Origin of the sequence: Psychroflexus curvus (assembly GCF_020164585.1) — a bacterium.
GTDB lineage: Bacteria > Bacteroidota > Bacteroidia > Flavobacteriales > Flavobacteriaceae > Psychroflexus > Psychroflexus curvus.
This window is the reverse complement of the sequence record NZ_JAIQZF010000004.1, coordinates 89,077-110,222: the sequence shown is the minus strand read 5'-3', so window position 1 is coordinate 110,222 and position 21,146 is coordinate 89,077. Positions and strand designations below refer to the sequence as shown.

The 21,146-nt window shown below is 37.7% G+C and carries 17 protein-coding genes and 3 tRNA genes; 5 read left to right on the top strand and 15 right to left on the bottom strand.

Annotated features, from left to right (window positions below; all coding sequences use genetic code 11):
• Nucleotides 1-275: 275 nt before the first annotated feature.
• Complete coding sequence (locus tag LB450_RS07005) at nt 276-539, bottom strand: GIY-YIG nuclease family protein (RefSeq protein WP_224487197.1); 264 nt, start codon at nt 537-539, stop codon at nt 276-278.
• 419 nt (nt 540-958) lie between these two features.
• Nucleotides 959-1,043, bottom strand: a tRNA-Ser gene (locus LB450_RS07000).
• Between the two features lie 390 nt (nt 1,044-1,433).
• Between LB450_RS07000 and LB450_RS06995 the strand changes: the two genes are divergently transcribed.
• Nucleotides 1,434-2,444, top strand: a complete 1,011-nt coding sequence (locus LB450_RS06995) for a M28 family metallopeptidase (protein ID WP_224487195.1) — start codon at nt 1,434-1,436, stop codon at nt 2,442-2,444.
• A gap of 156 nt (nt 2,445-2,600) precedes the next feature.
• On the opposite strand, the gene LB450_RS06990 is transcribed toward LB450_RS06995, so the two are convergent.
• The 3 genes from LB450_RS06990 to LB450_RS06980 are packed head-to-tail and all read right to left on the bottom strand — an operon-like array spanning nt 2,601 to nt 6,206.
• Nucleotides 2,601-3,218, bottom strand: a complete 618-nt coding sequence (locus LB450_RS06990; protein ID WP_224487192.1) for an L-threonylcarbamoyladenylate synthase — start codon at nt 3,216-3,218, stop codon at nt 2,601-2,603.
• Nucleotides 3,219-3,252: 34 nt separating this feature from the next.
• Nucleotides 3,253-3,888 carry a potassium channel family protein gene (locus LB450_RS06985; protein ID WP_224487181.1) on the bottom strand — a complete coding sequence of 212 codons (636 nt, stop codon included), beginning with the start codon at nt 3,886-3,888 and terminating at the stop codon, nt 3,253-3,255.
• On the bottom strand, nt 3,888-6,206 hold the full coding sequence (locus LB450_RS06980) for an ATP-dependent helicase (RefSeq protein ID WP_224487180.1): 2,319 nt from the start codon (nt 6,204-6,206) through the stop codon (nt 3,888-3,890). Before LB450_RS06980 ends, LB450_RS06985 begins: the two co-directional genes overlap by 1 nt.
• A 137-nt stretch (nt 6,207-6,343) precedes the next feature.
• On the opposite strand from LB450_RS06980, the gene LB450_RS06975 reads away from it, so the two are divergent.
• Nucleotides 6,344-6,868, top strand: a complete 525-nt coding sequence (locus LB450_RS06975; protein ID WP_224487179.1) for a DUF7935 family protein — start codon at nt 6,344-6,346, stop codon at nt 6,866-6,868.
• Here the strand turns inward: LB450_RS06975 and LB450_RS06970 are convergent.
• Complete coding sequence (locus LB450_RS06970; RefSeq protein ID WP_224487178.1) at nt 6,865-8,943, bottom strand: M1 family metallopeptidase; 2,079 nt, start codon at nt 8,941-8,943, stop codon at nt 6,865-6,867. The genes LB450_RS06975 and LB450_RS06970 overlap by 4 nt on opposite strands.
• A gap of 56 nt (nt 8,944-8,999) precedes the next feature.
• On the bottom strand, nt 9,000-10,067 hold the full coding sequence (locus LB450_RS06965; RefSeq protein WP_262902706.1) for a putative type IX sorting system protein PorV2: 1,068 nt from the start codon (nt 10,065-10,067) through the stop codon (nt 9,000-9,002).
• A 93-nt stretch (nt 10,068-10,160) separates the two neighbouring features.
• Between LB450_RS06965 and LB450_RS06960 the strand changes: the two genes are divergently transcribed.
• Nucleotides 10,161-10,898 carry a CDP-alcohol phosphatidyltransferase family protein gene (locus tag LB450_RS06960; RefSeq protein WP_224487467.1) on the top strand — a complete coding sequence of 246 codons (738 nt, stop codon included), beginning with the start codon at nt 10,161-10,163 and terminating at the stop codon, nt 10,896-10,898.
• A 78-nt stretch (nt 10,899-10,976) separates the two neighbouring features.
• Here the strand turns inward: LB450_RS06960 and lnt are convergent, their stop codons facing one another.
• Nucleotides 10,977-12,554, bottom strand: coding sequence for an apolipoprotein N-acyltransferase (gene lnt / locus LB450_RS06955; protein ID WP_224487177.1), 1,578 nt, complete (start codon nt 12,552-12,554; stop codon nt 10,977-10,979).
• A gap of 118 nt (nt 12,555-12,672) precedes the next feature.
• Here lnt and LB450_RS06950 point away from each other — a divergent pair, with 118 nt between their 5' ends.
• Nucleotides 12,673-14,049, top strand: coding sequence for a sugar transferase (locus LB450_RS06950; RefSeq protein WP_224487176.1), 1,377 nt, complete (start codon nt 12,673-12,675; stop codon nt 14,047-14,049).
• Here the strand turns inward: LB450_RS06950 and LB450_RS06945 are convergent, their stop codons facing one another.
• The 7 genes from LB450_RS06945 to proS form a co-directional block, all read right to left on the bottom strand.
• The gene (locus tag LB450_RS06945; protein ID WP_224487175.1) at nt 14,050-15,045 is read right to left on the bottom strand and encodes an ABC transporter ATP-binding protein; all 996 of its coding nucleotides are present in this window, start codon (nt 15,043-15,045) and stop codon (nt 14,050-14,052) included.
• Nucleotides 15,029-16,666 carry an ABC transporter permease gene (locus LB450_RS06940; RefSeq protein WP_224487174.1) on the bottom strand — a complete coding sequence of 546 codons (1,638 nt, stop codon included), beginning with the start codon at nt 16,664-16,666 and terminating at the stop codon, nt 15,029-15,031. Before LB450_RS06940 ends, LB450_RS06945 begins: the two co-directional genes overlap by 17 nt.
• 7 nt (nt 16,667-16,673) lie before the next feature.
• A complete protein-coding gene (locus LB450_RS06935) occupies nt 16,674-17,702 on the bottom strand; it encodes a Fe(3+) ABC transporter substrate-binding protein (protein WP_224487172.1) in 1,029 nt (342 codons plus the stop codon).
• Nucleotides 17,703-17,819: 117 nt separating this feature from the next.
• A complete protein-coding gene (gene rpsT / locus LB450_RS06930; protein ID WP_224487167.1) occupies nt 17,820-18,071 on the bottom strand; it encodes a 30S ribosomal protein S20 in 252 nt (83 codons plus the stop codon).
• A gap of 27 nt (nt 18,072-18,098) precedes the next feature.
• A tRNA-Glu gene (locus LB450_RS06925) sits at nt 18,099-18,170 on the bottom strand.
• Between the two features lie 35 nt (nt 18,171-18,205).
• A tRNA-Glu gene (locus LB450_RS06920) sits at nt 18,206-18,277 on the bottom strand.
• Between the two features lie 62 nt (nt 18,278-18,339).
• Nucleotides 18,340-19,818, bottom strand: coding sequence for a proline--tRNA ligase (gene proS / locus LB450_RS06915; RefSeq protein ID WP_224487166.1), 1,479 nt, complete (start codon nt 19,816-19,818; stop codon nt 18,340-18,342).
• A gap of 102 nt (nt 19,819-19,920) precedes the next feature.
• On the opposite strand from proS, the gene LB450_RS06910 reads away from it, so the two are divergent.
• Nucleotides 19,921-21,126, top strand: a complete 1,206-nt coding sequence (locus LB450_RS06910) for a hypothetical protein (protein WP_224487165.1) — start codon at nt 19,921-19,923, stop codon at nt 21,124-21,126.
• Nucleotides 21,127-21,146: the final 20 nt, after the last annotated feature.

Below are 21,146 nucleotides of genomic sequence, written 5' to 3'. Positions count from 1 at the left end.
GACGTGATTAGACATTAAAAAACCCACAACTTTCGTTGTGGGTTTTCCTTTTGCGGAGAAAGAGGATTAACTGCGTTGATCCCCCGAAAGGGTATCCTGAACAAGCATGTAAAACCTAAGCAAGCTAACGCTTACTTTGTTTTTTAAATGTCCAACCCCTTACAAAAGCTTTGCTTTTGACGTGATTAGACATTAAAAAACCCACAACTTTCGTTGTGGGTTTTCCTTTTGCGGAGAAAGAGGGACACTGACGCTTCGGTCAGTGTGATGACAAGCTAGGCTTCGTCATCATTCGAATATTTTTTTATAAACTCCCGTTTACGACTTTTGGATAAGTTTTTCAATTTTTTTTCAAGCTTGAAAGCTTCAGCTTTGTTTGGCTTTTTTGTAAACCATACCAATTCCCAGGGCATATATTTTTTAGTAAAATTTTCTAACCCAGTATTATGCCTCTGGAGTCTTTTATTAACATCATGGGTTGCACCTACATAAAATAAATCAACCGATTTTGAATATAAAATGTAAACAAAGCAATTCATAAACTAAAAATAGGAAATTTAGGGTATTAAAAAACCCACAACTTTCGTTGCGGGTTTTCCTTTTGCGGAGAAAGAGTATTAACTGCGTTGATCCCCGAAAGGGTATCCTGAACAAGCATGTAAAACCTAAGCAAGCTAACGCTTACTTTGTTTTTTAAATGTCCAACCCCTTACAAAAGCCTTGCTTTTGACGTGATTAGACATTAAAAAAACCACAACTTTCGTTGTAGGTTTTCCTTTTGCGGAGAAAGAGGATTAACTGCGTTGATCCCCGAAAGGGTATCCTGAACAAGCATGTAAAACCTAAGCAAGCTAACGCTTACTTTGTTTTTTAAATGTCCAACCCCTTACAAAAGCCTTGCTTTTGACGTGATTAGACATTAAAAAACCCACAACTTTCGTTGTGGGTTTTCCTTTTGCGGAGAAAGAGGGATTCGAACCCCCGGAGGTGTGACCCTCAACAGTTTTCAAGACTGCCGCATTCGACCACTCTGCCATTTCTCCAGTCCTTTTCGGATGTTTGACCTCCCGATTACTATCGGGGCTGCCATTTCTCCGGAATCCATTTACATGGATTTCTTTAGCGGTTGCAAATATACTAAGCTTTTTGGTTTCTCAAAATTATTCGTCCTTGTTTTTATAAAATTATTTTGACCCTTGTTTTAAGCAATTCTGGGTGTATAGCGTTTTAAATTTTAAAGCTAAACTTATAGATTAATTTGAAATCATGATTAAATCATGCCTCAAGACTGGAGGTTTAAATGACCTGATAGCTTAAAGAAATGTATCGCCGGGCATAAAAATAATTATGTACAAATTCAAAATAAAGATTTTTGATGATAATACTTCAAAGTCAGCGGTTTTCCTAGTATTTTAGCAGTAAACAAATCATACATGAAAAAAATAATATTACCTTTAGTTTTAGCGTTAAGCCTCGTAGGCTGCAAATCCCAAAAGAAAGATGTCACCGAAGTGGATCCTATACGATTTTCCCAATCGATTACCTCTTCAGAATTGAGCGATTACCTGTATACCTTCAGTTCAGATGAATTTGAAGGGAGAGAAACAGGTCAGGAAGGACAGAAAAAAGCGGCTCAATACCTTAAGAATTATTACAACAGTCTGAATATTCAAGGGGGGTCTTCTGAAGATGAGCCTTATTTTCAAACCATAGATTCTTCTTTCTTCAAGGGTAGGTTTAATTCTAGTGAAAACGTAATTGCCATTATTGAAGGCAGCGAATTACCTGAAGAATACTTAGTAATTACATCGCATTACGACCATGAAGGCATTAAAAATGGTAAAATTTATAATGGCGCAGATGATGGAAGTTCCGGTTCTATGGCCATGATGGAAATAGCTGAAGCTTTCCAAAAAGCAGTTTCAGAAGGCTACAGACCTAAACGTTCTGTCGTGTTTTTACATTTGACCGGCGAAGAAAAAGGACTTTTGGGATCTAAATATTATACCGAAAATCCTATTTATCCGTTAGACAATACGGTTGCTAACCTGAATATGGATATGATAGGTAGAGTGGATGAAGCTCACCAAGAGGATTCTGATTATATTTATCTGATTGGCAGCGATAAGCTGAGTACAGAACTCCATAATATTTCTGAGGAAGCTAACTCTAGCTACACCAATCTGGATCTTGATTACACTTATAATGACGAAAATGATCCTAACCGATTTTACTACAGGAGTGATCATTACAACTTCGCCAAATTTGATATTCCAATTATTTTCTATTTTAATGGGGTTCATGAAGACTATCATAAACCTACAGATACTGCTGAAAAAATCGAATACGATGTTCTAGAGAAGCGAGCTAAGTTGGTATTTTTTACCGCCTGGGAGATTGCCAACCGCGAGGAAAGGCCTTTTGTGGATAAGCCTACTCTATAACTCAATTAAAAAATGACGATAAAAAAAACGGCAACTGTAACAAGTTGCCGTTTTTTATTGAGTATTGCGGCAGAACAGGCCTGTGGAAATTGATTTACTTCAATTGATTAGACTCCATTAATCCTTGTCTACTCTTTTAGATTGAGTTACCTAGGACTAAATATCTGCTGATCCTTTTCCCTGCCTAATAAGCTCTGGTTGAGGTTGTGTTAAGTCAATCACGGTAGAAGCCATATTGTCGCCATAACCAGCGTCTATAACCACATCTACAAGCTTGTCCCATTTCTCCACAATGAGTTCAGGGTCGGTGGTATATTCCACGACATCGTCATCATCTTTTATAGATGTTGAAATGATAGGATTACCTAAATGATGCACCAGCAGTTGGGCAATTTTATTATCAGGAACTCGTATGCCTACTGTTTTTTTCTTTTTGAAAACGGTAGGTAGATTATTATTTCCTGGGAGAATAAAGGTGTAAGGACCTGGTAAATTGCGTTTAAGGATTCTAAATGTTGCCGAATCCAGTTGGGCGACATATTCAGAAAGATTACTCAGGTCTTCACATACAAACGAGAAATTCGCTTTCTCGAGTTTTACGCCCTTTAAACGTGCAATTTTTTCTAAGGCTTTGGTATTGTTGATGTCACAGCCAAGTCCGTAAACGGTATCGGTTGGATAAATAACCAAGCCTCCATCTTTTAAAACTTTAACGATGCGTTTAATTTCTTTTTCTGAAGGATTTTCTTCGTAAAGTCTGATAAGTTCTGCCATAGTTTCAAGTATTATAGAACTCTAATTTACAAAATTATTGATTTATGGATGATCTTTTTTTGACTGTATTTACTTTATCAGTAATGTAAGATACGATGGCACCAAAAATCGCAATACCGTTAAGGATCAATATGCTGGCCGCAAGTTTTCCGGGATTGGTCACAGGGTAATAATCGCCATAGCCTACGGTGGTAATAGTGATATAACTCCACCACAAAGCATCTTCAGCAGTTTTGATGTTACCTACATCTTGTTCGAGGTAAAGAACTAGAGTAGAACTTAAGATTAAAATAATAGTCGAAACAAAAACAATTAAACCATAAAGACTTGCTTTTTTGTTGGTGATTATGAATCTGTAAAGCATATTTAAGGATCTTATAATTCTCAAAATCCTGAAAATTCTTAAGACTCTGATGTATCTAAATTCAGAAATGACAGGGATGGAGGAAAGTAAATCCAGCCAGCCATAGGTAAAAAAATATCGCCATCGCTTTTTCCGTTTATACAACTGAACAAAAAAATCATATAAAAAAACCATACACAATCCAAAATCATAATATTGGATGAGTTGATTTAATTCTGAATCCTGATCTATAAAAAAAGTAAAACTCAACAGTATAATACTGAAAATAGAGAGTAAGGCAACAATAAGCTTAGTGACTGATAACATTAAGAGATAATTTTAAGCTTAGCAAACTTTAAGATGAGGTTCTTCACCCCTCCATTTTCAAATTTTATGGAGGCTTTTTTATCCATACCAGCACCTTCTACATTTATAACTTCTCCTTGACCAAATCGGGTATGCTCAACAATCTGTCCGGCATCGAGCTGAATGGGTTTAGCGCGTTGAGGGTTTGGATTTTCTCCTTCAGGTTTTATTTTTCGAAGTCGCTTTAACTGCTGTTCCGAAGGTTTATGACTTGGTGGTGGAGTTCCTTTAGAAGGCTTGGTCTGCCTCAGTTTGCTTTTGTCCACCTCATCAAAAATATCTTTATCGATCAAGGATTTATAGCGATAATCATCTTTGGGTATCATATAATCCAGATACTTGTCGTCTATTTCTTCAATAAATCGGCTAGGCTCAGCATCTATCAACTTTCCCCAGCGGTAACGGGAAAGCACATAGGTCAAATAGGCTTCCTTTTCGGCACGGGTTAGAGCCACATAAAACAAACGTCGCTCCTCTTCCAGTTCAGACCGGGTGTTCATACTCATGGCAGAAGGGAAAAGGTCCTCCTCAAGCCCGACGATGTACACGTACGGAAACTCCAGCCCTTTGGCCAGGTGAATCGTCATCAAAGCCACTCGGTCTTCGTCTGCAGTTTCTTTGTCAAGGTCGGTGGCTAAAGCCACATCTTCCATAAATTCCGAAAGAGACCCTGTGGCATCCACCAGTTCTTTCTGTCCTTCCACAAAATCACTGATACCATTTAAGAGTTCCTCTATGTTTTCAATTCTGGCGATACCCTCGGGAGTGCCGTCTTTTTTGAATTCCTGTAGTAATCCTGTTTTTTTGGCTACGATTTCCGTGATCTCAAGAGCATTCAGCTTCTCATTCTGAATCTGAAAGCTCTTGATCATATTTACAAAATTGACAAGCTTGGTTTGAGTCCCTCTATTGATTTTGAGATCCAGCTTTGCGATGTTTTCAATAATTTCAAAAATCGTCCTTTTGTAGTGATTGGCTGCCAGCGTCAATTTATCCAGGGTGGTTTGTCCAATTCCTCGAGAAGGATAATTGATGACCCGTTTCAAAGACTCTTCATCTTTTGGATTTATGATCAGGCGTAAATAAGCCAGAACATCTTTTATTTCTTTACGCTGATAAAAGGACAATCCTCCATAAATACGGTAAGGAATATCCTTGCGGCGCAGAGCATCTTCAATGGCTCTACTTTGGGCATTGGTTCTATATAAAACGGCGAAATCACCATTTTTGGCGCCTTCCTGCATTCGTTTTTCGGTCACCGAACTCGCCACAAACCGGCCTTCCTCAGCATCGTTGATAAGTCGGTTGACATGAATTTTGGAGCCGTCCAGATTTTGAGTCCAGACCACTTTGTCCAGTTTGGTTTTGTTTTTTTCGATGATAGAATTGGCTGCTTCTACTATATTTTTGGTGGAACGGTAATTCTGTTCTAGTCGATAAGATTTGACATCATCATAGTCCTTCTGGAAATTCAAAATATTATTGATATTTGCTCCCCGGAAGGCATAAATACTCTGCGCATCATCGCCTACCACACAAATGTTCTGAAAACGATCGCTCAATGCTCTTACAATCAAATACTGAGAGTGGTTGGTATCCTGGTACTCATCTACCAAAATGTATTTGAACTTCTGCTGATATTTGGCCAGCACATCCGGAAAACGAGTCAATAATTCATTGGTTCTCAATAATAAATCATCAAAATCCATGGCGCCAGATTTGAAGCACCTCTCCACATATTCCTGATAAATATCTCCCATACGCGGACGCTTTGCCATTGCATCTGCTTCTTGCAGTTCTGGATTTTGATGGTAAGCCTTTACAGTGATTAAGCTGTTTTTGAAAGATGAAATTCTCGATTGAATTTGCTTGTATTTATAAATGTCTTTATCGAGGTTCTTTTCCTTGATGATGGTTCTTATCAACTGCTGAGAATCATTGCTGTCATAAATGGTAAAATTGGAAGGAAAACCTAGTTTATCGCCTTCAAATCTTAGAATTTTAGCAAAAACAGAATGAAAAGTTCCCATCCACAAGTTTTTAGCTTCGGGGCCAACGATTTCGGTAATTCTGTGTTTCATTTCTCTTGCAGCCTTGTTGGTAAAGGTAAGCGCCAGAATATTAAAGGAATCTACACCTTCGCTCATCAAGTAAGCAATTCTGTAGGTCAGTACTCTCGTTTTTCCAGATCCGGCGCCAGCAATCACGATCATAGGACCGTCTTTTTGCAAAACAGCCTCGCGCTGAGCTTCGTTCAATTGTTCAATATAATTCTGCAAGAATTGAGTTTTTTAAGATTATCACTTTCACTTCAAAATTAGTGAATTTGAAGGCATATTTTATTCGATCAGCAGTAAAATTAATTCAGAAAATCTTTTAGTTGACTAATATAATTATATTTGAATTAAAACTTGGAATGACTTCAATGACAGAAATTTTAAACTACCTGGCCTACTTACTTCCTGCACTTATCGCTGGCGGTATTGGCTATTACTTTTTTAACACCTACGTCGAACATCAAAAGGAGATGCAATATTTAGAGTTGAGAAAAGAAAACAGGAGTGAGGTTCTGCCCTTGAGACTCCAGGCTTTTGAACGATTAATTCTTCTGCTGGAGAGAATTTCTCCAGGGCAACTTTTAGCTCGTGTTAAACCTGTTGGGGAGGATAAATACGACTATCAGAATCTGCTTATTGCTTCTATAGAACAGGAGTTTGAACATAATCTTGTGCAGCAGGTTTATGTAAGTCAGAGGTGCTGGGATGCTGTAAAAGCTTCCAAAAACTCAACGATTTCCTTAATTCGCAATACCACCATAAGCGATAAAATCACCGATGCACAAAAATTGAGAGAAGTTATATTAACCGATTTAATTGAGAAATCTACCCCTAGTGATACGGGAATTGCTTTTCTGAAAAACGAAATCAAAAAACTGTTTTAATAGCGGTTGTTGAAAAAGGTTTTCTCTTTTATCGAAAACTCATCGATTAAATTCAGAATTGCCTTTTTATGACGTTCAGACGTCATGAGTGTATCCAATAGTTCTCTGCAGAATTTTTTGAATTGCCAAACAGGATGGAAAGCGCCTTGCATCAAATCTTTGTAATTAGATTCTGAAAACGTATCGATTTGATACAGATACCCAAAGGCGTGTTGTCTAATCTGATAAGGAAAACCTGGTCTTGTATAGTTACTTAGCTCTTTAAACACCTTAGATTTCTGTTCAGGCTGATAGTCTGGAGTCGCGAGGTTGAGGGTTAACCAAAGCAATTTTACGTTTTTATCTTGAAAACCAACAATAGTTTTGGTTTGGTCCAGGTAGTCCAATCTTTTTTCAGGAAAAGACATCCACAGATGCAGTAAGGCTTGTTCTATAGTAAGGTAAGAATCGTCTTCCAAAAGGCTTTCATATTCCGTTTTAAGTTCTACGGGAACCGAAGTCAGTGAATTGGCAACCGCCTGTCTCACGTACAAATTATTGGTGTTGAGCGCTTTTTTATAAAGGGGGAGGGCTAGCCTCAAATCCTCTCCATTCAATTGGTAAACCGCTTCCTGACCCAGGTATTCATTCACAGGAAAATCCAAAGCTTCATCGACTATGTCTTCTTTGAGCGTCAATCGAGTTTCACGAAACGCCGCCAGTTTCATATAGTCTTTAACAAATTCATTTTTCTTTAAAAACTCCAGGGTTTCCCGGGATTGAAATGCCTTTTGGTAAAGCCATCTCTCTTTAAAATTGCTAAGGGGTTGCCCGTAGGCTAATTCCACTTCGCTCATGAAATCTTCAGTCCTTACATTTTTAAAAGCATTATGGTTTAGGTAGTTTTCAACGGCTTTGTCAAATACATTATCTCCCACTATATCTCTCAAAATAATGAGTGCCCAGGCTCCTTTCTGGTAGTAGGTGAGTGAGGAGCCGCCGGTATTCACCAAAACCTGACCCTTGCCCGTATCGCTTAAAGCCTTGAGTTCTTCAGCCGTTTTGTAGATTTTAAAGTAATAATAATCCTCACCATAAATTTCCCGTTCCGCCTCCAGGGCATAAAAGGTAGCAAAGCCTTCATGCAGCCAGTGGTGTTTGGAAGACGTTTTGGTCACCAGATTTCCAAACCACTGGTGCGCCAGCTCATGCGCCTGCACGTTCACAAAACTCCTGTCGTTGGCACCAGTTTCATCGACTACAAATTCTTCAGAAAAAATGTTGAGCGTGGTATTTTCCATTCCCGCATACAAAAAATCCCTCACCGGCACCTGTTTAAAATTCTGCCAGGGGTAGTTGATATTGATTTTATTTTCCAGAAAATTAAAAATTTCGTTACGCTGCTCGTAGGTGGAACTCACCTTATCTGTATGTCTGGTTTCAAGATATAACTGAAGTGGAGTGCCATTTTCACTTTTAGCTGTCGTTCGCCTGAAGTCTCCCATGGCAAAAGCCACGAGGTAGCTGCTCATGGGTTGCTCCATTTCATAAGACCAGGATTTATGATTCAATCGGTTTCTCGTTTTGGTAAGGGCTCCATTGGCGATAACTTCATAATTTTTTGGAGCCAGATAAGTAAGATTGAAAATAAGCTTGTCATTCATATCATCCAGACTTGGCAGCCAGTGCGAGGTGTACTTTCCCTGGCCCTGCGTCCAGACTTGTGAAGGGTAGTCTTTCAAATCAGAATTGAACCCCACAAAATAAAGGGCCTGCTGGGGTTCGGCTTTATAAGAAAACTCAGCAGTGTAGTCCGTATCTTTTTTGAAGTTACTGGTGATCCAGATTTTATCATTCTTCTTAACAATCTTAAAAGGACTCCCTTCTGAGGCTTTTATCTTCATGTTTACGGCATCCAGATAAACAGAGTCGGTGTTTTGAAGCACCTTAAATTTAATTTGAACAGTTCCATTTACTTCAAAATTGACGGTATCAATTTCAACTGCAGCATTCATTTCCAAAAAGTCAACTTTCTCCGTTTGTTGGCCAAAACAAAGACCAGCTGAGAAAAGCAAAAAAAATAGGGTTTTTAGCATGGGTCAAAGTTAGGATTAAAATCAAAAAAAAGCGAAGTCAATGCTGAGGTTTTAGATCATCTAAAAACAGACCAGTCCAGCTTCAGAGAGAACACATTGGAGTAGAGGGCAAGGCTTTGGTCGCCAATATCGGTTAGCGCATAATCAATTTGTATGCCTTTGTATTTAAAACCTACACCAAAGTTAGGCTGGAAACCTACTTCAGTTCCATCACCGCCGAGTTGCTCGATATTTTGAAAATTGCCCACCCCTCCGCGTAGGTAAACCAAATCGATGTAACCCACCTCAAAACCAAAGGCAGGAGTCATACTCATTGCACCCGAGGAAATAATATCATTGGTTTGTGCAAATCTCATATCTAGATTCAAAGAGGTGGTAAGGTCAAAATCCCTTCTGATGGTTGTGGTTTTAGCCACACCAATTTGAAGTTTTGGTAAGGTCATTTCAGAAGCTTCAGGAGCTACCTGATTTTGGCCATCAACGGCATTTTGTATGGTCGCCAATTCAGCATCATCAAAAGTCCAGGTGTTATAAGTCGTAGTAATGTCTCTGGCCATAGCTCCAAAATACCAGGAGTTTTTTTGAAACTGAATACCTGCATCAAATCCGAAACCCCAGGCATTGGCAAAATCTCCAATCACTCTTCTTATCACTTTGGCGTTGACACCATAAGAAAACCCATCTAAGAGTAAACTTCTTGCATAAGACAAGGTAAAGGCATAATCAGCAGTAGAGAATAAACTAATGCGGTTATAGTTGATATTTCCTTGCTCATCTATAAGTTGAGTAGTGTTTAAGATATCATCCACGCCAAATCGTATCACGCTAAACCCAACGGCACTTTTATTGTCAATAGGCATTGCCCCTGCCACATAATTGTAGGTGGCAATATTTGCAAAATAATTGGCGTGCATCGCCGAGATTTGGTTGTCTTCCAAATGAACTAGGCCGGCCGGGTTCCAGTAACCTGAATTGACGTCTCTAGTGGTTGCCGTCACCGCATTGGCCATCCCAAAAGCAGCGGCATCTACGCCAATACTTAAAAATTCATTGGAATATTTTGCAGTTTGCGAAAAAGTCGATAACGTAGATATAAAAATCAATATGAAGCTAAACCTCTTCAATTCACTAATTATTTTGGGCAAATATGCCACAATTAATAATATTAAAACTTATTTTGCTTTTTCTTATTGCATCTAAGATTCCACTTTATGAGATTGATAAAAAGACAAATTCCAAATTTTATAACCTTACTTAATTTACTGGCAGGTAGTATAGCAAGTGTTTTTGCTGTTCAAGGCGATTTAAGCACGGCTACTTTATTTGTAGCCATAGGAATTTTCTTCGATTTTTTTGATGGTTTGGCAGCCAGAGCTTTGGATGTAAAAAGCGAGATGGGTTTACAACTCGACTCCCTTGCAGATATGGTCACCAGTGGTTTGGTTCCAGGTATAGTCATGTGTCAGTTATTGTCTAGATCATTAAATTCTTCCTCAGCTTTAGTTTTTCTTTCCCCAGACACGAATTGGATGGTTTTTATTGGACTCATTATCACTTTGGGGTCTGCCTATAGACTGGCGAAATTTAATATTGATGAACGTCAAACCGATAGCTTTATTGGTTTGCCGACACCAGCCAACGCGCTTTTGATTTTGAGCCTTGGCCTTATTTTAGAATACCACCCCGAATCTTTTACTACGCCCTGGATTGAAAACACTTACGTCCTGATTTTTGTTTCAATCCTAAGTGTTTTATTGCTCAACGCAGAAATAAAGTTGTTTGCGTTGAAATTTAAAAATTTGAATGTGAAAGAAAACTGGTTTAGGTATTTTATTGTCGTGTTTTCGATTATCACCATAATCTGGCTTCAATTTGTAGCCATTCCTATTATCATCTTTGTTTATCTTTTACTATCCATAGTTACCTCTGGGCTTCAGAGCCAGCAGAACAAATAATTTATGAACATTTATGGAATGGTGTAAGTAGTAAAAAAAATGATAATAACCCCGATAACCTTGCCTCGGGGTAACCGTTTATTTTCTTCTTCTGGTGACTGCAAATAATAAAATGAATAAGGCTAAGAAGTTGGAAATTCTAGGTATAAAATCTCCAAATTTTACATAAAACGTTTCCTCTTCATAAAGTGGCAGATCATAACTTAAAGCAACTTTTTCGTTATAATTTGATTTTTCTAGAACCGTCCCATCCTTATCTATGAAGCCCGATATTCCAGTGTTGGCACTCCTCGCTATTGCGCGTCTTGTTTCGATAGCTCGCAATCTGGCATAGCTCCAGTGTTGTTTGTGACCTTGAGTTTCTCCCCACCAGGCATCGTTGGTGATGATGGCTAGTGCATTAGCACCATTCGACACATAGCCAGTTACAAACTCACCGTAAACGGATTCATAACAGATGATAGGAGCAACGCTATAGCCATTATTCAATTCAAATACACTGCGCTCTTCCTGAGTTGTTTTCTTGGCTACCGTTCCGCCAAGATCTATCATGATGTCACCCATGAGTGGCTTTAAAGCAGACTGATAAGGAAAATTTTCTACACCTACTACCAATTTGGATTTATGGTAAAATTCATGTTCTGCATTTTTTCTTTTAAAAACCGCACTATTGTAATCATTGAACCAGACTCCTTTTCTAAAAACATTGCTTTGTGGAGAAATTTGACTTTCATCACGAATTATTTGATACATCGAGATCCCAAACAAAATATTAAGTTGCTTATTTTTACTCAACAGTTGTTCAGTAAATAGTTTGGCGTGTGAATATCTGTAATTTTTGATGTCAATGCCCTCAGCAAAAACAGTTTCCGGAGCGATAAGCAGTTGAGGTTGATTTGTAAGTAAGGGTTCTGCCAAATCGATTAAACTTCTGGAAATACCTTCATCATTTGTGTTGTATTTCTCTGTGTAAGGATCGATATTGGGTTGCAGACTTAGCGTTTCAATCGTGTTTTCTGAATTCATTTCTGGCTTAATCAAAAGGCTAACGACAATAGGTATACCTAAAATTAGAAAAAATCTAAGTCCAGTTCGCATTAGAATTTTGGAATCCTTGTGTTGTATATAAAGCAATATCCCCTTAAAAAGAATGAAATTGCTGATTAAAACCCAAAGGCTTCCACCGAAAGTTCCTGTATACTCATACCATTGAATCAGATAAACATCTTCGGCAAATACATTTCCGAGATTGAGCCATGGCCACGAGAATTCCCAGCTCAGATGTAATTTTTCAAAACTTAGCCATAGGGCAATAAAAAAGGAAGAGGCGGCTGTAAACGCAACACGCTTGGCAATGATATGGTAAATAAGAAAAACCAAACTCATAAGTAAAGAATTAGCAAGAATGGCAAAAACCCCACCAAAAGGCGTCGAGAAGTAAAGCCAGTAGGTGGTTATAAGGTTCCAAACAAGAAAGCTGAGATAGGCAAGACCGAATAGTTTCAAATTATTTCTTTTTAATTCACTTTTCCTAAGATTAAATTCAGCAAAAAGAAGAGGTACAAATCCAATGAAACTCAAGAGGCTGAAGCCATTTGTCGGCCAGCTTAAGGCCAGTAAAAGACCCGAGGATAGAGCTAAAAGTATATTTTTCAATCTTATTTTTTTTCAAATTTACTTTAAAAAGGAGGGTTTAGAAAAAAATAGTATAAAACAATTTTTTTTAAGGATTTACTTTGTATATTTTTATAAATTGGTCATGATATCCTAAGTCATGAAATTTAATAAAGTCAGCCATTTTGAAATTTCTGAAAGGAAAGTATTACTGAGAATATTTGATGTAGCTTTTGTGTGGTTAGCTCTTTATTTAACAACCCAGATTCTTGACTTTACTTATTTTCCTTTTAATTCCAACACATGGGTTTGGCTTATAGTATTAGGGTTCTATGTTCTTGTATTCGGGGCTGTTTTCGAAATCTATGACTTACAAAAAGCAGAGTCTAGAAAAGCCACGGTGAAAAATGTGGTATTAACCTCACTTCTGGTGACCTTGTTTTTTTTGCTAACTCCTAAATTCACACCAACTCTTCCTGAAAATAGGTTTCAAATTCTTTATTTTTTTACCATCCTGCTCCTGTCTCTATTAATCTGGAGGTTTCTTTACATAGGGTTGATTACCTCTCCTCGTTTCTTTAAAAGAGTATTAATCGTTGGTGATGACGTTGATATAGACATTATCGCTAACGAATTGCTCAAGAATGATCCAAATTACGAGATCAAAGGCTATATAAGTTCAAAAGGGCGAGAATCAAAAAGCTTTGAGGCTTACAAATTAAGTGAAATTCAAGCAGTTGTTAAAGATTATAACATTGGAGAAATAGTGGTGACCAATTCAATGGAAGGTCTAAGTTCTGAGGTATATCAGGCTTTAGTGCCTCTTTTAAAGATAGGTTTTCCCATCAAAGCTTATGCGCATGTTTATGAGGATATTACAAGTAAGGTGCCTTTGCAGTATATAAACAATGAATTTTATTTTTATTTTCCTTTCAGTAGAAGTAATCAAAACAGGCTTTACTTATTATATCAAATAACTGTGGATATTGTTTTGAGTATTTTAGGATTGGCCTGTGTTTTATTCTTTTTGCCCTTTATTGCTCTTGGAAACCTAATCGGAAATAGAGGAAGTCTATTTTATAAACAAATTAGATTAGGGAAATCTGGCAAGGAATTCAAAATCATCAAATTTAGGACAATGGTTAAGGATGCTGAACCTCATGGTGCTCAGTTAGCTTATAAAGGAGATGTGCGAATTACAAAATTCGGTAAATTTTTAAGGCATACACGACTTGATGAACTACCTCAATTCTTTAATGTGCTCAAAGGCGAGATGAGTCTTATAGGACCAAGACCAGAACGCCCCGAATTCGTTAAAAGTTTATCAGATAAAATACCATTTTATGAGGTTAGGCAAATCATTAAACCCGGGCTTACCGGATGGGCTCAGGTGAATACAAGGTACGCAAACTCTGAGGAGGATATGTTGGAAAAATTGCAATACGACCTGTATTACATCAAGCAGCGAAGTGTGTTTCTGGATTTGAGAATTCTGCTTAAAACTGTAAGTACTATCATCTTTTTAAGGGGACAGTAATTATTCATCGAAAGCTAAAACATCTTTCGAATTAAAACCGATTTTAATTGTTTCGCCCAATACGGGTTCGTTGGTAACTACGGTGAGATGCTCCCCATTATCCAATTTTAAAAGCAATTGAGAGTGGGTGCCTAAAAAAGTCCTTTTTAATATTTCAGCTTCAGAAACATAATCACAATCTTGATTTACAGTAAGGCTTTCATTTCTGATAGCATGACAACAATCCTCTTTTAGAGGGCATTTGAATGCAGTTTGCAAACCTTTATTAAGTTGAACTGTGTTTCCGAATAAAGAAGCCACATAAATGGATTGAGGTTTTTTATATAAGGCCGAAGCTTCATCTTTTTGAACCAATTTTCCATTTTGAAGTATTAAAATTTCATCGGCTACAGCAAGGGCATCCTGGGTGTCATGCGTTACAAAAATAGCGGTAACACCCGTTTTTTTAATGATGTTGAAAACTTCATTTCTCAGTCTGTATCTCATCATGGCATCCAGATTGCTGAAGGGCTCATCTAGAATTAACACTGAAGGTTTTGGAGCCAGGGCTCTAGCCAATGCTACTCTTTGCTGTTGTCCTCCAGACAACTCATGCGGGTATCTTTTTTCGAAACCTTTTAATCCAACAAGGTCGAGGGTTTCTAGGGCAGTATCTTTTTTGGATCTGGAGTTTTTAATGCCATAAACTACATTTTCCAATACAGAAAGATGAGGGAAAAGCGCATATTCCTGAAACACCATGCCAACATCTCTTTTTTCTGGAGCGACATTTTTTTTGATAGAAGCCACAAGGTGGTTTTCGATATGTATTTCTCCAGAATCTAACTCCTCAAGACCTGCTATAAGGCGGATAAGCGTAGTTTTGCCACTGCCGCTTTCACCTACAACTGCACAAATATCTCCCTGGTTCACATTAAAAGTGATCCCATCAAGAGCTTTTACCTTTCCCTGATCGAAAGATTTGGATAGATTGGAAATGTTAAGAGTTGCTTGCATTCTTCAAAAGTAACTTATTTAAAAAAATGGCAGGGATTAATGCCGTTAATATTATGAGAAGAGATGGGAGAGCTGCAGAGCTTACCATCTCGTCGCTTGCGTATTCAAACGACTTTACTGCCAGAGTATTGACATCGTAAGGTTTCATGATTAAAGTAAGAGGCAATTCCTTTAAGATATCGATAAACACTAAAATAAAGGCACTCAGAAGTCCAGCTCTTATTAGTGGAAATTCAATTTTGAAAAATGTTTTGAAGTTACCTTTCCCCAAAACCTTGGAGGAGTCAGATAAACTTCGGTCGATTTTCAGGCTGGAAGATTCCAAAGGTTGATAAGCCACTGCTAAAAATCTTACAACATAGGCATATACCAAAGCAATGAGCGTTGCATTTAGAATCAGTTTTGAAGTTATATTTTTTTCAATTAACCATTTGTCTATGTACAAACTGGGAATTAAAACTCCTATTGCTATAATTATTCCGGGAATTGCATATCCCAAAACACCAAGCTTAGAGCTGGTTTTAAGCAATTCAATTTTATTCCATCTGGTAAAAAAGAGAAGGAGCAAAGCAACCAAAACAGTAACAGATGCTGTTAAAAATGCAATACCAAAGCTCTCAAGAGTGATTGAAATAAATTCAACAGTCCATACTTTTGAAAACGTTTGCTCTACCCAGATAATAAGTTGAATAACAGGCAGAACAAAACCTAAAAAAACGGGAATAAAGCAAATGACAGTAAACCATAGTTGGTTAGCTTTTTTAGGCTTAAGTCTTGAATTATAATTCTGCTTGGACATTTTAGCTGAAGTAAAATTAAGATGTCTTCTCTGCCATTTTTCAAAAAGAATAAGCCCAAACACGATCAATAATAATATGGCGGAAAGATAGATGGCAGTTTCTGGCTCGCCGAGTGAAAACCAGGACCTGAAAATCCCTGTTGTAAAGGTGCTTACTCCATAGTAGCTTGCCGCACCGTAATCGTTTAAAACTTCCATCAGAACTAAAACCAACCCGGCAATAATAGCAGGTCTGGCTAAAGGAAAAATCAGTTTGAAAAAAGATTTGAATTCACTAATTCCAAGCATTCTTGACGCTTCAAGTAAGTTGGTAGCCTGAGCAAGAAAGAAAGTTCTACTGCTCACATAAACATAAGGAAACAGTGAAATGCTTAATACTAAAGACAGCCCATAAATATTCATGACCTCGATTCTGAAATCACCAATACCAAAAGCCCCCATTAGTTTTGAAAATAGTCCGGAATACCCAAAAACCCCTGCGTAGGCATAAGCCATAATGTAAGCAGGTACAGATAGAGGTAAGATGAGAAGCCATTCCAGCTGCTTCCTGAAAGGAAACTCGAACCTGGAGACCAGCCAGGCTGTCGTCACTCCAAAGAGAATGACAATAATTGAACAGAATAGGGCTAAAAGAAAGGAATTTTTTAAATAATCAAATAAGACATATTCTAATATGTGGTTCCAGCTTTCTCCAGGCCCATCAAATAATTTAAGACCTATAGTGAGAATCGGAACAGAAACTACTGCCAGAATTAACAACAACAAAAGAGACCATCGGTTGAGGTCTCTTTTGAGTTTGAAAAATCTATGTTTTAGATTCAATTTAGAACTATTTCCAGCCTACTTTATCAAAAATAATGACGGCTTCTTTGTTATATTCTCCCAGTTTATTCAAGGATAAATTGTCTTCTTTAAAATCTCCCCAGGATTTTAGAATGTCTGCAGGTTCCACGTTGGGGTTTACAGGATATTCAAAATTCGAACCGGCAAAGATGCTTTGAGCTTTCTCCTGAAGCAAAAATTCAATAAATTGAACAGCATTTTCTTTGTTAGGCGAATATTTTGCAACGCCTATGCCGCTAACATTGATATGTGTCCCTGTTGTTTCCTGATTCGGAAAAAAGATGTCGACGCTCTTTCCTGCTTCAACTTCATTTTTATCTTCAGAATTTAAAAGCTTTCCGATATAGTAAGTATTTACAATAGCAAGATCCCCTTCGTTATTGGCTACAGCTTTCACCTGGTCTCTGTCGTTACCTTTAGGGGCACGTGCCATATTCTCAACAACACCACTAGCCCAATCTTCAGCAGATTGCTGCCCTTTATTGGCAATAATTAAAGCTAAAAGTGACTGATTGTAGATGTTTGAAGAACTTCTTACCAAAATTTTATCTTCCCATTCCTGTGAAGTTAGATTTTCATAAGTTGATAATTGAGTAGAATCAATTCTTTCTTTAGAATAAGCAATAACTCTAGCTCTTTTAGTTAATCCTACCCATTGTCCGTCTTCGTCTTTAAGATGTTTTGGAACAATAGAATCTATAAGACTGGATGAAAAAGACTGAAGTAAATTCTGAGATTTGGCTCTGTAAAGTCGACCAGCATCCACAGTAATAAGGACATCTGCAGGAGACTGTTCTCCTTCTAAGCTCATTTTTTGAATTAACTCGTCAGCACTTGCATTAACGATGTTGAGCTTAATACCGCTTTCTTCTTCAAAACGTTTGAATAGCTCCTGGTCAGATTCATAATGCCTATGAGTATAGACCGTAAGTTCGTTTGAATCTTCTTTTTTGTTATCAGACTTACATCCAACTACAAAAATCGAAATAAGTAAAAGGTAGATTATTTTTTGCATCATTTGTTTTTTTGACAAATTTAAACATCTAAATTTATTTAGACTGATTATTAATAATTTTTTTTCGCAAAAAAAATGGTCTCTTTGAGGAGACCATTAAAAGTTCTGAGTTACGGCTTATAAAGCAGCAACATGTTTTGTTAATTGAGACTTTAGGTTTGCAGCTTTATTATCATGAATGATATTTTTCTTTGCCAACTTATCAACCATTGAAATGACTTCTGGAAGACTTTTCAATGCCTCTTCTTTGTCTTCAGTAGACTTTAATTTTCTGATAGCATTACGAGTTGTCTTGTGCTGATAGCGATTTCTTAAGCGCTTTGCTTCGTTGCTTCTGATTCTTTTTAATGCTGATTTATGATTAGCCATAACTTTTAAATATAAAAATTTTAATAGTAGTCCGTAGGGGAATCGAACCCCTGTTACCAGGATGAAAACCTGGCGTCCTAACCCCTAGACGAACGGACCGTGTTAATAATTTGATTAATGAACTTAAAATCTTGTAGTCCGTAGGGGAATCGAACCCCTGTTACCAGGATGAAAACCTGGCGTCCTAACCCCTAGACGAACGGACCATTAAATTTGCGAGTGCAAAAATAACCAATTATTTAAATTGCACAAATGTTTTATTCGAAAATTAATACGCTTTAGCAAATAAAACGCGTTGAGCTGAATATTTACCTGTAAACATGCATTTTCCGCTTTCTTTAATTTCTTCAAATGGGATGCAGCGAATTGTAGCTTTTGTGAGTTCTTTAATTTTGTCTTCGGTTTCTGAAGTTCCGTCCCAATGTGCTGAAACAAAGCCACCTTTAGATTCCAGAGTTTCTTTGAATTCTTCAAAAGTGTCAACTTCAGTGATGTGCTCATCTCTAAAAACTTTTGCTTTAGTGAATAGTTCTAGTTGAATTTCTTTTAATAGATTTTCAATAAGATGTTCTATCCCGTCTTGGTTTTCAAAAGTTTTGGATAAAGAATCTCTTCTTGCAAGTTCTACTGTACCTTTTTCAAGGTCTTTAGGACCAATGGCAATTCTTAAAGGAATTCCTTTGAGCTCATATTCAGCAAACTTCCAGCCGGGTTTATGTGTTGTTCTGTTGTCATATTTGACTCGAATTCCTTTAGCTCTCAAAGCATCTGCAATAGCATTTGCTTTTTCAGAAACAAGACTGAGTTGTTCTTCATTTTTGAATATAGGTACAATGACAACTTGAATTGGGGCTAAATTTGGAGGTAGCACCAGTCCGTTATCATCTGAGTGTGTCATTACTAGTGCGCCCATTAATCTTGTTGAAACTCCCCAGCTTGTTGCCCAGACGTATTCCTGTTTTCCCTGGTCTGAAGTGAATTTAACATCAAAGGCTTTAGCGAAATTTTCGCCCAAAAAATGAGACGTTCCAGCTTGTAGAGCTTTGCCGTCCTGCATCATGGCCTCAATACAATACGTTTCTACTGCACCAGCAAATTTTTCACTTTCAGATTTTAAACCCTCAATTACTGGAATAGCTAAAAAGTTTTCAGCAAAATCTGCATAGAGAGAATTGATGAGCTCAGCTTCTTCAACAGCTTCTTTTTTGGTAGCGTGAGCAGTATGCCCTTCCTGCCATAAAAATTCGGTGGTTCTTAAGAAAAGTCGTGTTCTCATTTCCCATCTTACCACATTGGCCCATTGGTTAATTTTAAGCGGAAGGTCTCTGTAGGATTGTATCCATCCTTTAAAAGTATTCCAAATCACAGCTTCAGAAGTAGGTCTTACTACCAGTTCCTCATCTAATTTTGCTTCAGGATCCACTCTTAATTTCCCAGGTCGATCTGGGTCGTTTTGCAGTCTGTAATGTGTTACTACAGCGCATTCTTTTGCGAACCCTTCAGCGTTTTTTTCTTCAACTTCAAACAGAGATTTCGGAACAAATAAAGGAAAATAGGCATTCTCATGCCCTGTTTCTTTAAACCTCTTGTCTAGTTCGGCTTGCATTTTTTCCCATATAGCATAACCATAGGGTTTGATAGTCATACAGCCCCTTACAGCTGAATTTTCTGCCAGATCTGCTTTAACTACCAATTCATTATACCACTTGGAATAATCTTCTTTTCTACTTGTAAGGCTCTTTCCCATTATATTTGGTTTGGCACAAAAGTTGTACCTATGTTAATGATTATTTTGTTAGCACAAAACTAACTAAATTTGATAATAGTAATAATATAAAAACCACAAGTTATGATACAATCAAACAAAATTCTAAATTCGGTAGCATCATTAGCAATGTTATCTGTGGTTTTCTTGACTTCGTGTTCGTCTTACAGAAATGTAAATTCTACACCTGATGGAATTTATAGATCTAGTGCCCCTTCGGAGACTAGAAAATCTATTTCCAATGTGGATGACACACGTGGAAATGTGAATAAAGAATCTGAAACCTATGAAAAGTTTTTTCAAGACCAGGGTCAGATGATTTCTGAAGCTAGGAATGCAAATAACGAAGTCTTTGTAAATATAGACGACTATTCTTCAGATGATGGAAATTATACTGAAGAAGAAAAATATTATGAAGAACCAATATATAATGGTAACAATGCAGGATGGGGAACCAATCCTACTTCTGTAAGCATCAACTATATCAATACTGGCTTTGGTCCTGGATGGGGCTGGGGCGGATTTGGTTTTGGTAATCCTTATTTTGGAGGTTTTTACGGTCCTGGATGGGGCTGGGGCGGATTCGGGTACGGTGGCTTTTATGGTCCTAGATTTGGATTTGGAGGTCCTTTCGCTGGTGGCTTTTATGGAGGTTTCGGTGGCTTCTATGGACCAGGGTTTTACGGTGCTGGATTTGGTTACCCGTTTTACACAGGCTATGGAGGCTATTATGGCTTAGCTTACAATAGATCTAACAGATATACCGGATACGGAAATGCTTACAGAGGTAATACAAGATCTCAGGTTGCCAGCAGATACTCAGATAATGGTAGATCTAACGCAACTCGGGCCAACTCTTCTAGGAGTAGATCAAATGTGTCTAGAGCTTCTAGTAACAGAAAAAATTTTGAAGGAAGAACAAGATCCAATTCATCAAGATACTCTAACAGAGTGAGAAATTCTAACAGAGTGGGTGTGAGAACATCTGGCAATTACTCCAAAGCTGGAATTAGAAATTCAAATAACGTTAATGCCAGGTCCAGATCAAACTCTACTTATGGTAATTCTTCATCTAGAACTAATAGAAGCAGTGGGGTAAGATCTTCTAGCGGATCTTCCAGAAGTTCTGGTGTAAGGAATTCTAGTAGGAGCTCAAGAAATTCTAATGCAAGAAGTTCAAGTAGCTCAAGGAGTTCTGGTGTCAGAAGCAGTGGTGGCAGTAGCAGATCATCTGGAAGTAGATCTTCAGGAGGCAGATCCTCTGGAGGAAGAAGTTCAGGTAGAGGATAGTTCAATTAAAACAACTTTAG

What these genes read in the sequence shown, in the direction of transcription:
- LB450_RS07005 (WP_224487197.1), bottom strand. Translation starts at nt 539, where the DNA reads ATGAATTGCTTTGTTTACATTTTATATTCAAAATCGGTTGATTTATTT.
- LB450_RS06995 (WP_224487195.1), top strand. Translation starts at nt 1,434, where the DNA reads ATGAAAAAAATAATATTACCTTTAGTTTTAGCGTTAAGCCTCGTAGGC.
- LB450_RS06990 (WP_224487192.1), bottom strand. Translation starts at nt 3,218, where the DNA reads ATGGCAGAACTTATCAGACTTTACGAAGAAAATCCTTCAGAAAAAGAA.
- LB450_RS06985 (WP_224487181.1), bottom strand. Translation starts at nt 3,888, where the DNA reads ATGTTATCAGTCACTAAGCTTATTGTTGCCTTACTCTCTATTTTCAGT.
- LB450_RS06975 (WP_224487179.1), top strand. Translation starts at nt 6,344, where the DNA reads ATGACTTCAATGACAGAAATTTTAAACTACCTGGCCTACTTACTTCCT.
- LB450_RS06970 (WP_224487178.1), bottom strand. Translation starts at nt 8,943, where the DNA reads ATGCTAAAAACCCTATTTTTTTTGCTTTTCTCAGCTGGTCTTTGTTTT.
- LB450_RS06950 (WP_224487176.1), top strand. Translation starts at nt 12,673, where the DNA reads ATGAAATTTAATAAAGTCAGCCATTTTGAAATTTCTGAAAGGAAAGTA.
- LB450_RS06945 (WP_224487175.1), bottom strand. Translation starts at nt 15,045, where the DNA reads ATGCAAGCAACTCTTAACATTTCCAATCTATCCAAATCTTTCGATCAG.
- LB450_RS06935 (WP_224487172.1), bottom strand. Translation starts at nt 17,702, where the DNA reads ATGCAAAAAATAATCTACCTTTTACTTATTTCGATTTTTGTAGTTGGA.
- rpsT (WP_224487167.1), bottom strand. Translation starts at nt 18,071, where the DNA reads ATGGCTAATCATAAATCAGCATTAAAAAGAATCAGAAGCAACGAAGCA.
- proS (WP_224487166.1), bottom strand. Translation starts at nt 19,818, where the DNA reads ATGGGAAAGAGCCTTACAAGTAGAAAAGAAGATTATTCCAAGTGGTAT.
- LB450_RS06910 (WP_224487165.1), top strand. Translation starts at nt 19,921, where the DNA reads ATGATACAATCAAACAAAATTCTAAATTCGGTAGCATCATTAGCAATG.